Genomic DNA, 12,644 nt, shown 5'->3' with positions numbered 1-12,644 from the left:
CGACGATGAAAGCAAAGAACTGGATTGCAGCGATCGCCGGACTTGCCGTGCTCGCGATTTTCCCGGTGGTGTCGGGCAATCCGTATTACATCCACCTCGTCGAAACCATCATGATTTACGCGATCCTTTTGTTCGGGCTCGATATCGTGGTGGGTTATACCGGGCAGGTGTCGCTCGGTCATGCGGGTCTGTTCGGCGTGGGCGCGTACACGGCGGGCGTGCTGTTCATGAAGCTCGGCATGCCGTTCTATGTGACGGCGCCGCTGTCGATTCTGGTGACGGCCGGCTTCGGCGCGATCCTCGCGTTGCCCGCGCTGCGCGTGTCCGGCCCGTATCTCGCGATGGTGACGCTCGCGTTCGGCACGATCATCCAGATCCTTATCAACGAGATGGATTTCCTGACGAACGGCCCGATGGGCCTCAAGATCCCGAAGCCGATGTTCGCGGGTCACAGGCTCGACGAAGTGCAGTACTACTGGCTCGTCGCGGCATTGCTGGTCGTGTCGCTGATCGTCGTGCATCGCGTGCTGAAGTCGCATCTCGGGCGCGCGTTCGAGGCGTTGCGCGATAGCCCGATCGCATCGGATTGCATGGGCGTGTCGGTGTATCGCTACAAGGTCTATGCGTTCGTGATCAGCGCGGGCTTCGCGGGACTTGCGGGGTGTCTCTATTCGTATTCCGAGCAGTACATTTCCCCGAACACGTATAACTTCGAGCTGACGATCCTGTTCCTGCTCGCGATCATCATGGGCGGGCGCAAGACGCGCACGGGCGCGATCATCGGCTCGACGGTGATCGTGATGTTGCCCAAGCTGCTCGACGATATCGCAAACTTTCGCGTCGTCGCGACGGCGCTGGCGGTCGTCGTCGTCGCGGGCGCGGTGCTCGCGCTCGTGCGCAAGACCACGACGCCGCAGCGTGTGGCGGTGCCGGTCATCGGCACGGCGGGTCTCGCGGTGTTTTCGTTCTGGATCGAAGCGCTGACCGACTGGCGCCTCACCATCTTCGGTCTGATGATCCTGCTCGTCGTGTATTACCTGCAGGACGGCATCGTCGGCTTCGTGCGCAAGACGCTGAACCTCGGCCGCGTGCGTGTGACGAAGGTCGATACCGATGAACTCGCGACCCAGACGCGCCAGGACGATGCGGTGGCGGCGGTCGGCACGCAGGGCGCGGATACGATCCTCGATGTGCGCGGCGTGCTGATGCAGTTCAGCGGCCTGAAGGCGTTGAACGACGTGAACCTGACGGTGAAGCGCGGCACGATCCACGGCCTCATTGGACCGAACGGCTCGGGCAAGAGCACGATGATGAACGTGCTGACGGGCATCTATGTGCCGACGGCGGGTGCGATCGAATACGAAGGGCAGTCGCTCGCGGGGCGGACGTCGTCGAAGATCGCGCTGTCGGGCATTGCGCGGACGTTTCAGAACGTGCAGCTCTTTGGCGAGATGACGGCGCTGGAGAATGTGCTCGTCGGCTTGCATCACACGTTCGAGTCGAACTTCGCGGATGTCGGCGTGATGAGTCCGCGATATCGACGTGAGGAACGTGCGGCGCGTGAGCGTGCGTTCAACATGCTGCGCTTTGTCGGGCTGGAGAATGCGGCTGCGGAGGAAGCGCGGAATTTACCTTATGGCAAGCAGCGTCTGCTTGAGATAGCTCGTGCTCTGGCGCTCGATCCGCAATTGCTTTTGCTCGATGAACCAGCGGCGGGGTTGACCGCGCCGGATATTCGCGAACTCGTCGCGATCATTCGCAAGGTGCGCAATCATGGGATTACGCTCGTTCTGATCGAGCATCATATGGATGTCGTCATGAGTGTTTGCGATACCGTTTCCGTGCTGGATTTCGGGCAGAAGATCGCTGAAGGGAAGCCTTCGGAGATTCAGGCTAATGAGAAAGTTATCGAGGCTTATTTGGGTGGGCAGGCGGCTCAGGTTGCTTGATTTTGGGGTTTTTTCGCGTCGCCGGATCCCGGTTTCGCGGTGGTCTATTAGCACTGCCCCTATGCGGGGCGGCAGTCACTTTCTTTGCTGCTGCAAAGAAAGTAACCAAAGAAAGCAGCTCGTTCAGGCCCGAGGTCACACGCAGTTTGGCCATGCTTGCCAGCCGCCGATGGCACTCGCCTAAGTGTCGCCCCCAAAGGCCCAATCGGGCTTGGCTCGCGCACGGTCTGACGAGCTAGTTGTTTTAAGGCGCTGGTTCAGCACCAAATAGCTCCGGCACAGCGCTACGCGCTGCCGCTGGGTCTACAAGGGAAACCAACGGAATACATGTGCGGTGCATTGAGTTTGAGACATCAGCAAAGAAGCCCACGCGCACCCGATTGACCGGTCGGCCGCGAAGCAGGCCGGAGCTATTTGGTGCTGAACCAGTGTGTTGTGTGGTGCGATGAGTCAGACCGTGCGCGGTCCAAGCCCGTGTCTGCTTGTGAGGGCACTCTCTAGCGCCGGGCCATTAGGCCAATCGCCTGTGCCGCGGCCGGTGTGAAGTGCTTAGGCTGGGGATAGCTGTTTCTTTGGTTACTTTCTTTGCAGCAGCAAAGAAAGTGACTGCCGCCCCGCACAGGGGCAGAGCAAATAGACCGACGCGAAATCAGGATTCCACGACAAATAGCCTAAAGCGAAAAACCCCCAAATGCTGACGATAAAAAACCTCCACGCCGGCTACGGCAAAGTCAAAGTCCTCCACGGCATTTCGCTAGACGTGCCAAAAGCGAAGGTAGTCACGCTGATAGGCTCCAACGGCGCAGGCAAGACCACAACCATGCGCGCGATCTCCGGCATGATCAAACCGACCGAAGGCGAAATCACGATGGGCGTCGGCAACAACGCAAAGCGCATCGACTCGCTCGAGTCGCACAAGATCGCGCGTCTCGGGCTCGCGCATTCCCCCGAGGGGCGTCGCGTCTTCGCGACCATGTCCGTCACCGACAATCTGCTCCTCGGCGCATTCCCGCGTCTGACATGGTCGCGTCCGAAAGGCGACGTCAACGCCGATCTCGAACGCGCGATCGATCTGTTCCCGCGATTGAAAGAGCGCCGCAACCAGCTCGCAGGCACGCTATCGGGCGGCGAACAGCAAATGCTCGCGATGGCGCGCGCCATCATGCTCAACCCCGACCTCGTGCTGCTCGACGAACCATCGATGGGTCTCGCGCCCATTCTCGTCGACGAAGTATTCCGCATCATCGAGCGCCTGAAAGCCGATGGCGTCACGATGCTGCTCGTCGAGCAATTCGCCGCCGCCGCGCTCAACGTCGCGGATTACGGCTATGTGCTGGAGAACGGCCGCGTCGCGACACACGGCCCGGCCGAGCAGTTGCGCAACGATCCATCGGTTAAGGCCGCGTATCTCGGCGCGAGTCACTGACACCTCGAACAAATGCCGCACTGCGGCAAGCGAAGCCGAACTATCATGGTGACGGGCGCGCGCAAACATGCGCACGCGACATCCTCACAAGGAGCTGCCATGATCAGCGGCAAGACCACTCTGATTGCCCACCTCGGCTACCCGACCGAAGCGTTCAAGGCGCCGATGATCTACAACCCCTGGTTCGACAAACAGAACATCGACGCCGTCGTCGTGCCGATGGGCGTCAAACCCGAGGATTACGTCGCGTTCCTGCCGCATCTTTTCAAGCTGACCAACATTCGCGGCGCGCTCGTCACCATGCCGCACAAGATCACGACCGTCGGCCTGATGGATGAAGTCAGCCCGACCGCGCGCATCGCCGGGGCCTGCAATGCGATCCTCAAACGCCCCGACGGCACGCTCGTCGGCGATCAGTTCGATGGCGCGGGCTTCGTTCGCGGTGTCGAACGCAAGGGCCGCAAGCTCGCGGGCACGAGCGTGCTCGTGCTCGGCAGCGGCGGCGTCGGTTCGCCGATCGCGGCATCGCTCGCGGCGGCTGGGGTCGCAGAGCTCGCGATCTTCGATACCAACACGGCTTCGGTCGAAGGGCTCGCGTCGCGCTTGCGGGAGCACTATCCCAAGCTGGTCGTAAGAACGGACACGAAAGATCCCGCCGGCTTCGACGTGATCGTGAACGCGACGCCGCTCGGCATGAAGGAAACAGACCCCTTGCCGTTCGATATCGAGCGCATCGCGCCGGGCACGTTCGTGGGCGAAGTGGTGATGAAGTCGGAGTACACGCCGCTCTTGCGCGCGGCCAAGGACAAGGGCTGCGCCGTGCAGGTCGGCACGGACATGCTTTTCGAAATGATTCCGGCGTATCTGGAGTTCTTCGGCTACGGCACGGCCACCGCCGATGATTTGCGCGCGGTCGCGCAGATCAAATATGCGTAAGGAAGCTTGCGCGGACATAACCGCGCTTCGTTCCTATACTTTGATCGACATAGCTTCGATCGACACAGCAACGCAGACGCTCATCCTCTGACAAATAGGCCGTCCCACGCGGCGGCCCGGAAAAAGGAAGGGAGGAATCATGGGATCGACTGCACCCGGCGTTCCGGCCGACGACAAGCACGCGCCCGAGCCGCACGGCCACCCGGCGTTGCTGGGGCTCTCGCTCGCGGCGCTCGGCGTCGTCTACGGCGATATCGGCACGAGTCCGCTCTATACGCTCAAGACCGTGTTCGATCCCGCAGGCGGATTGCCATTGCAGCCCGCGAACGTGATCGGCATCGTGTCGCTCATCTTCTGGTCGCTCACGATCATCGTCTCGCTCAAATACGTGACGCTGATCCTGCGCGCCAACAATCACGGCGAAGGCGGCATCATGGCGCTGCTCGCACTGGCGGCGTCATCGGTCGAATCGAAGAAGCGGTTGAAGCACGTGCTGTTGCTCGTCGGCGTGATGGGCGCCGCGCTCTTCTATGGCGATGGCGTCATCACGCCGGCCATTTCCGTGCTGAGCGCGGTGGAAGGGCTCGAAGTGGCCGCGCCGGGATTGCAGCCCTATGTCGTGCCCGTGACGCTCGTCGCGCTGATCGCGCTCTTCGTGATGCAGAAGCACGGCACATCGGGCATCGGCGCGGTGTTCGGGCCGGTGATGGTGCTGTGGTTCGCGATACTGGCGGTGTCGGGTGTCGTGAACATCAAGGATGCACCGCATATTCTTGTCTCGCTCAATCCGCTCGAAGGGCTCGCATTCTGCCTGCATCACCGCTGGCTCGCGTTCGTCGCGCTCGGCGCGGTCGTGCTTTCGCTCACGGGCGCCGAAGCACTTTATGCCGACATGGGGCACTTCGGCTCGCGGCCGATCCGCCTCACATGGTTCGCCGTCGTCTTTCCCGCGCTCGCGCTCAACTATCTCGGTCAGGGCGCGCTGCTGATCGCGGACCCGGGCGCCTTGCAGAATCCGTTCTACCGGCTCTTTCCGTCGTGGATGCTCTATCCGATGGTCGTGCTCTCGACCATCGCGACGGTCATCGCATCGCAGGCCGTCATCTCCGGCACCTATTCGATGACCAAGCAGGCCATGCAGCTCGGCTTCCTGCCGCGCATGAGCGTCGTGTACACGTCGGCGAAGGAGATCGGGCAGATCTATGTGCCGGGCATCAACTGGACGCTCCTGCTCGCGGTGGTCGCGGCCGTGCTGGGCTTCGGCTCGTCGACGGCGCTCGGTTCCGCATACGGCATCGCCGTCACCGGCACGATGCTCATCACGACGGTGCTGACGTTCTTCGTGATCCGCTACGCGTGGCACTACAACTGGGCGCTGTGCGTCGTCGCGACCGCCTTCTTCTTCGTCATCGACGCGATGTTCTTCTCGGCGAATTGCCTGAAGATCGCGGAGGGCGGCTGGTTCCCGGTCGCTATCGGTCTCGTGATGTTCACCGTCATGGCGACGTGGGGACGCGGCGCGCAGATGATGATCCAGGAGGCTCGCGTGCGCGCCGGCGCGACGCCGCTCAAGCCCTTCCTCAAGAGCCTCATCGCACGCGCGCCCGCACGCGTGGAGGGCACGGCGATATTCATGTCGAACGATCCCAGCGGCGTGCCGCATTCGTTGCTGAACAACCTCATGCATAACCGCGTGCTGCACGAACACACGGTGTTTCTGACGGTCACCACCGAGCCGGTGCCGTGGGTCGAGGAGGCGCGCCGCGTTTGTATCGAGACGCTCGGCAACGGCTGTTTTCAGGTGACCGTGATCTATGGTTTCAAGGACGAAGTCGACCTGCCTGCCGCGCTCGAAAAATGCCGCTCTTCGGGCCTCAAGTTCGATCGCGCGACGATTTCGTATTTCCTTTCGCGCGCAACCGTAGTGCCGACGCCGGGCACCGGCATGGCCTTATGGCGCGAACGCCTCTTCGCGATCATGCTGCACAATGTGGGCAACGTAGCGGCCTATTTGCGATTACCGGCCGATCGCGTGATCGAGCTCGGCGCGCGGGTCGAAATATGACGGCGCAAATCGGCTGATTTGCGTGCATCCGACGCAAGCGGGCGGCCGCGGATCGCGCGAGACTCACGACAAGACATGCGGCACACAGGAGACGCCATGACCGCCAGCAGCCCGCCGACCCGCCATCCTTTCCCCTCTGCCGCGCGCCTCGTCGAGCGCGGCAAGATCGTCTCCGCGCGCGAGGCGGTGCGCCTCATTCGCTCGGGCGATACGCTCGCGACGAGCGGTTTCGTCGGCATCGGCTTCGCGGAGGAAGTGGCGATCGCGCTGGAGGAACGCTTCGTCGAAGGCAGCGATCCGATCGCGGATCTGACGCTGGTCTATGCCGCGGGTCAGGGCGACGGCCGCACGAAAGGCCTCAATCACCTGGCGCACGAAGGCCTGATCAAACGCGTGATAGGCGGCCACTGGGGACTCGTGCCGGGCCTGCAGAAGATGGCGATCGAGAACCGCGTCGAAGCGTACAACCTCCCGCAAGGCGTGATCTCGCAACTCTTTCGCGATATCGCCGCGCATCGGCCCGGGCAGCTCTCGACGGTCGGCCTCGGCACCTTCGTCGATCCGCGCAACGGCGGCGGCAAGCTCAACGCGCGCACGACCGACGATCTCGTGCGGCTCATGCATATCGACGGCACGGATTATCTGTACTACAAGACCTTTCCGATCGATGTCGCGATCGTGCGCGGCACGACAGCCGATCTGAACGGCAACATCACGATGGAAAAGGAAGCGCTGACGCTCGAAGCGCTGTCCATCGCGATGGCCGCGCGCAATTCGGGCGGCATCGTGATCGCGCAGGTCGAGCGGCTCGCGGAATCGAACACGCTCAATTCGCGTCATGTGAAGATTCCCGGCGTGATGGTCGATTGCGTCGTGGTCGCGAAGTCCGACAATCACTGGCAGACCTTCGGCGAGCAATACAGCGCGGCATTTTCGAGCGAGCTGCGCGTGGCGGCGAGTTCGGTGCCGCCGATGGCGCTCACGGAACGCAAGATCATCGCGCGGCGCGCCGCCTTCGAATTGATGGCCAACAGCGTCGTCAATCTCGGCATCGGCATGCCGGAAGGCATCGCGAGCGTCGCGAACGAGGAGCAGGTGATCGACCTCTTCACGATGACGACCGAGCCCGGCGTGATCGGCGGCATACCGGCGGGCGGCCTCAACTTCGGCGCGGCCACGAATACGCAGGCGATCATCGATCAGCCGTATCAGTTCGATTTCTACGATGGCGGCGGCCTCGATATCGCGTTCCTCGGTCTCGCGCAGGCGGACGCCGACGGCAATCTCAACGTGAGCAAGTTCGGGCCGAAGCTGGCCGGCGCGGGCGGCTTCATCAACATCAGCCAGTCGGCGAAGAAAGTGGTGTTCGTGGGCACGTTCAACGCGGGCAAGCTGGATGTCGCTATCGGCGACGGCAAGCTCAGGATTCGCCGCGAAGGCGATTGCCGCAAGTTCGTCGCGGCCGTCGAGCATCGCACGTTCAGCGGCCGTTATGCGGCCGAGCGCGGGCAGACCGTGCTCTATATCACCGAGCGCTGCGTGTTCGAACTCACGGACAAGGGCCTCGCGTTGACAGAAGTCGCGCCCGGCATCGATATCGAGCGGGATATCGTCGGGCAAATGGGCTTCAGGCCGATCATGGATACGGCGCCGCGTCTCATGGACGAACGTATTTTCCGCGACGCGCCGATGGGTCTGCGCAATGTGCTGCTCAGGCTCGATCTGTCGGAACGCTTCAGCTACGACCCGGAAAAGAATCTCTTCTTCATCAACTTCGAAGGCCATGAAGTAAAGAGCCTGAGCGATGTCGAAGCGATACGCGTCGAAGTCGAAAAGCAATTGGCGGCCATGAGGACAAAGCCGCACGCGATCGTGAATTACGATAACTTTTCCATTCGGCCCGACATGCTCGACGCCTATTCGGAGATGGTGACGAAGCTCGTCGATGGCCTTTACGATCGCGTGACGCGTTATACGACGAGCAGCTTCCTGCGCCTCAAGCTCGGCGACGCACTGAAGCGCCGCGGCGTCGCACCGTATATCTACGAAAGCCCTGAAGAAGCGCGCGAGCACGAATCGAAACGCGCGTCCGAATGACAATGGGCCGCGTCGAGCGGCCCATTGCATTGCATGTCATCCACGCGCGGTGTGCTTCGGCGCAGTCTCCTGCTGATTGCGCAGCCTGCTATGGCGTATGCCGTAGCCGAAGTAGATGACGACGCCGATCGCCATCCATACGATGAGCCGTATCCACGTATCGGCGGGCAGTCCGGACATCAGGAAGAGCGAGGACAACGCGCCGAGCGGAGCGACGACATACACCGCGGGTGTCTTGAACGCGCGCTCCAGATTCGGCTGCGTGATGCGCAGCACCAGCACGCCGATGCACACCACCATGAACGCGAACAGCGTGCCGATGCTCACCAGTTCGCCGACGAGCCCGATCGGCAAAAGCCCCGCCAGAATCATCACGATGATGCCGGTGATGATCGTCGTGATGTAGGGCGTCTGAAAGCGCGGATGAATCTTCGATGCGAACGGCGGCAGGAGGCCGTCTCGCGCCATCGAATAGAAGATGCGCGGCTGCGACAGCAACAGCACGAGAATCACCGACGTGAGGCCGAAGATCGCGCCCAGCTTGACGATGGGCGAGAGCCAGCGCATGCCGATCGCATCGACGCCGACTGCGATCGGATCGGCCACGTTGAGCTTGTCGTAAGACACGATGCCCGTCAGCACATACGACACGAGCACATAGAGGATCGTGCAAATCGTGAGCGAGCCGAGCAGGCCGATCGGCATGTCGCGTTTCGGGTTGCGCGTCTCCTGCGCCACGCACGATACCGAATCGAAACCGATATAGGCAAAGAACACGACTGCCGCGCCGCGCAGCACGCCGCTCATGCCGAACACGCCCGATTCGCCGGTATTCGGCGGAATGAACGCGCCGGTCGGGTTTTGCGCGGTGACCCAGTGGCTCTTGTCCACGAACGCGATGCCCGCGGCGATGAACGCGAGCACGATCAGCACCTTGATGATGACGATGAAGCTGTTCACGCGCGCCGACTCGCGTATGCCGACGACGAGCAGCATCGTGATGAGCCCGACGATCACCATCGCAGGCACGTTGAGAATCGCGCCGACGTGGCTCCAGCCGTGACCGGGATCGTAGGCGAAGGGCGCTTTCGCGAGCTGCTCCGGTATGTCGATGCCGAGCGAATGCAGAAAGCTCACGACATAGCCGGACCAGCCGATGGCGACCGTCGTCGCGCCGACCGCGTATTCGAGGATCAGATCCCAGCCGATGAGCCACGCGATCAGCTCGCCCATCGTCGCATAGGCATACGTGTAGGCGCTGCCGGAAACCGGCACCGTGGACGCCATTTCGGCATAACAAAGTCCCGCGAGCGCGCAGACGATCGCGCCAAATACGAACGACAGGATGATCGCGGGCCCGGCGTTGGTCGCGGCCGCGTGGCCCGTCAGCACGAAAATCCCCGCGCCGATGATGCAGCCTATGCCGAGCAAGACGACATCGAGCGCGGTGAGCGAACGCTTCAGCGTGTGGCCGCCGTGTTCCTGAAGCACTTCCTCGGTTTCTTCCGCTTCGCTTTGCAGCGTAGCAACGGACTTTCTTTGCATGACGGTCACGATCGCCTCCTGTGCGGCGGCAGCGAGGCCGCGCCCGGTGGCGCGGCGAAGTCTGTCGCCCGTTCAAGTGCGGGATGATGCACACGCCGCTTGCTTCACACCTGCACGTTCGTTCTGACGTATTGCCGTTTCGTGATAGCAGATTTTGCCGGGGAATTCGAGCGCTGCTGAGCGATGCGCGTGCAACGACGCGTTTTGCGAGTACGTTCGTGCACGGCGAGCGGCTTGCAGCAGGAAACGTGCCGCGCCGGCAGCCGATCATCGCTGCGCTGGCGCGGCGCAAGACCCCACAACGGTCAAGGACATATGCAGGCGGCTTAAAGCACGGATGCGCGGCGAACTATAATCAGTTGCACAGTTGCGATTTTCAACCCGGAATCCGTTCCTGTTGCTCGCGGAACGTTCACCGGACTTTCCTCACGTGGAGAATTTGATATGGCTATACGCATTGGTGATGAAGCCCCCGATTTCACGGCGGAGACGACCGAAGGCACGATTCGCTTTCACGAGTGGATCGGCGACAAATGGGCGATCCTGTTCTCGCATCCGAAGGACTTCACGCCCGTCTGCACGACCGAGCTCGGCTACATGGCCAAGCTCAAGCCCGAGTTCGACAAGCGCGGCACGAAAGTGATCGGCCTCTCGATCGATCCGGTGACGAATCACTCGCAATGGGCCAAGGATATCGAGGAGACGCAGGGCACCGCGGTCAACTATCCGATGATCGGCGACGCGGATCTGAACGTCGCGAAGCTCTACGACATGATCCACCCGAATGCGAGCGGCGCGAATCCGCGCACGGCAGCCGACAACGCGACGATCCGCGCCGTGTTCATCGTCGGTCCGGACAAGAAGGTGAAGGCCACGTTCACGTATCCGATGAGCGCGGGCCGCAACTTCGACGAAGTGCTGCGCCTGCTCGACGCGCTGCAACTGAACGCGAAGCACACGGTCGCGACGCCGGTGAACTGGAAACCGGGCGAGGACGTCATCATCCCCACGTCCGTATCGGATGACGACGCGAAGAAGAAGTATCCGGACGGATTCAAGACGCTGAAGCCGTATCTGCGCACGGTGGCGCAGCCGAAGTAACGCACGCGCAACTGAAACCGGACGCCGGCCGCACACGCGGGCCGGCGTTTTTATTTCAGCTCAGTTGTGCCCCGTGCGGCGTTCGGGCGACGTTTCGACTTCGCCCGGCTTGCGCAGCATCTTGTCCACTTCGCCCGCGTGCATCTCCTCGGTTTCGATCATCTGCCGCGCGTATTCCTCCAGCGCGACGGAGCGGCCCTCGACGAGCGTCAGCAAGTCGCGGTAATGACCGAGCGCGACGTTTTCCGCCTGCAGCGATTCGCGCAGGATCGTCGCGATGTCGAAGGTGTGATTGTCGAGCAGCGGGCCGATTGCAAGCGATGGATAGGCGCCGAGCGTCGTGATCCATTCGCCGGCCTGATGCGCATGCACGAGCGATTCGTCGGCCTGCGCGCGCAGCCACGACACGATCGGAATGCGTCCGAAGCCGAACACGAGAAACGAATAGTGCGTGTAGCGCACGACGCCCGCCAGTTCGGATTCGAGAATCCTGTTCAGGACGCCGACGACCTTTTCCTTTTCGAGCTCTGCCATTCTTGCCTCCGTTTTTCCAACGCCAGGCGCTCCGCAGGACGGAGAGGCCATGATTCGTCGCATGCCGCGGCATCACTCATTGTAGTCACGCGCACGGCGCATGCGAGGCGAAACTGCGGCTGGAGGCGCGCAAGATATGCGCCCGGAACGGCTATGGAGGCGATGCAGGCGGCCCTGCGGCCGCGGCACCGGTAAGGCGGAAACACTGCATTCAGGCGATTTCTTCGATCCAGAGCGCAGCCGTGCGTGCCAGCACCTGCGACATGGCTGTGCGCGCGCCGTCTCCATCGGCGGTTTCGATAGCCCGCACGAGCCGGCCGTAATCGCCGAGCTGCGAGTCGGGCACGCGCGGCAGCGCATGCGGCTGCGCGCGCAAGGCAGCCTTCATCGTCCGGATGCCGACGCGCACGACGCTGCCCATCTGGCGCAGCACTTCGTCGCCGCTTGCATCGACGATAGCGGCCTGTAGCGCCTCTTCCGCGGCGGACTGAAGGGGTTCGGAGGGACTCGCGTGCAAAAGCCGCTGATAGGCCGCATTGATGGCGATGCGCTGGTGCCGGTTCGCGCGCGTCGCGGCGAGCGCGGCGGCGGGCGGATCGACGAGCGCGCGGAACTCGATCAGCCTGCGTATGCAGTCCGGGTCATGCAGCGCGCGCATGCGCCACTCGGCGACCTCGGGATCCATGATGAGCCATTCCCGCGCGGGCTTGATACGTGTGCCCGTCTTGGGTCGCACGTCGAGCATGCGGCGCGAGATGAGAATGCTCAGCGCCTCGCGCATGATGGTCCGGCTCACGCCGTGCTGCTTCGAGAGGATGACTTGTGGCGGCAGCACGTTGTCCTGGTATTCGCCGCTCACGATGCCCGCTACGAGCTGGTTCACCACGCGTTTGACGAGCGATGCTTCATAGCCATGATTCATGTTTTTGTTCTCGTGATAACGCCCACGCCTGTGGCTTCTCGCTCCTCGTCGCCGAGTGGCAGAGCCAGC

General features: G+C 62.4%; 9 protein-coding genes. 6 read left to right on the top strand and 3 right to left on the bottom strand.

The genetic code is table 11. The annotated features are described in order from the left end of the window. Positions 1-5: 5 nt before the first annotated feature. The 5 genes from QCE73_RS29990 (at position 6) to QCE73_RS29970 (ending at position 8,473) form a co-directional block, all read left to right on the top strand. A complete protein-coding gene (locus QCE73_RS29990) occupies positions 6-1,949 on the top strand; it encodes a branched-chain amino acid ABC transporter ATP-binding protein/permease (protein WP_309884782.1) in 1,944 nt (647 codons plus the stop codon). Between the two features lie 691 nt (positions 1,950-2,640). Then, positions 2,641-3,375 carry an ABC transporter ATP-binding protein gene (locus tag QCE73_RS29985; RefSeq protein ID WP_309884781.1) on the top strand — a complete coding sequence of 245 codons (735 nt, stop codon included), beginning with the start codon at positions 2,641-2,643 and terminating at the stop codon, positions 3,373-3,375. A gap of 99 nt (positions 3,376-3,474) precedes the next feature. Beyond that, a complete protein-coding gene (locus QCE73_RS29980) occupies positions 3,475-4,311 on the top strand; it encodes a shikimate dehydrogenase (protein WP_035501823.1) in 837 nt (278 codons plus the stop codon). 139 nt (positions 4,312-4,450) lie between these two features. Beyond that, positions 4,451-6,376: a potassium transporter Kup gene (locus QCE73_RS29975; RefSeq protein WP_309884780.1), complete on the top strand. Its 1,926-nt coding sequence runs from the start codon at positions 4,451-4,453 to the stop codon at positions 6,374-6,376. A 96-nt stretch (positions 6,377-6,472) separates the two neighbouring features. Next, on the top strand, positions 6,473-8,473 hold the full coding sequence (locus tag QCE73_RS29970) for an acyl CoA:acetate/3-ketoacid CoA transferase (protein ID WP_309884779.1): 2,001 nt from the start codon (positions 6,473-6,475) through the stop codon (positions 8,471-8,473). Between the two features lie 36 nt (positions 8,474-8,509). Here the strand turns inward: QCE73_RS29970 and QCE73_RS29965 are convergent, their stop codons facing one another. Continuing rightward, positions 8,510-10,018: an amino acid permease gene (locus tag QCE73_RS29965; protein ID WP_309885278.1), complete on the bottom strand. Its 1,509-nt coding sequence runs from the start codon at positions 10,016-10,018 to the stop codon at positions 8,510-8,512. 444 nt (positions 10,019-10,462) lie between these two features. Here QCE73_RS29965 and QCE73_RS29960 point away from each other — a divergent pair, with 444 nt between their 5' ends. Next, positions 10,463-11,119, top strand: a complete 657-nt coding sequence (locus tag QCE73_RS29960) for a peroxiredoxin (RefSeq protein WP_035501829.1) — start codon at positions 10,463-10,465, stop codon at positions 11,117-11,119. 60 nt (positions 11,120-11,179) lie between these two features. Here the strand turns inward: QCE73_RS29960 and QCE73_RS29955 are convergent, their stop codons facing one another. Continuing rightward, positions 11,180-11,653 carry a bacterioferritin gene (locus tag QCE73_RS29955; protein WP_035501830.1) on the bottom strand — a complete coding sequence of 158 codons (474 nt, stop codon included), beginning with the start codon at positions 11,651-11,653 and terminating at the stop codon, positions 11,180-11,182. A 211-nt stretch (positions 11,654-11,864) separates the two neighbouring features. Then, positions 11,865-12,575: a FadR/GntR family transcriptional regulator gene (locus QCE73_RS29950; protein ID WP_035501832.1), complete on the bottom strand. Its 711-nt coding sequence runs from the start codon at positions 12,573-12,575 to the stop codon at positions 11,865-11,867. Between the last annotated feature and the right edge of the window lie 69 nt (positions 12,576-12,644).

Origin of the sequence: Caballeronia sp. LZ029 (assembly GCF_031451275.1) — a bacterium.
In the GTDB taxonomy this organism is placed as follows: domain Bacteria; phylum Pseudomonadota; class Gammaproteobacteria; order Burkholderiales; family Burkholderiaceae; genus Caballeronia; species Caballeronia jiangsuensis.
Note: the sequence above shows the minus strand (reverse complement) of the source record. Positions and strands in the feature narration are given on the sequence as shown.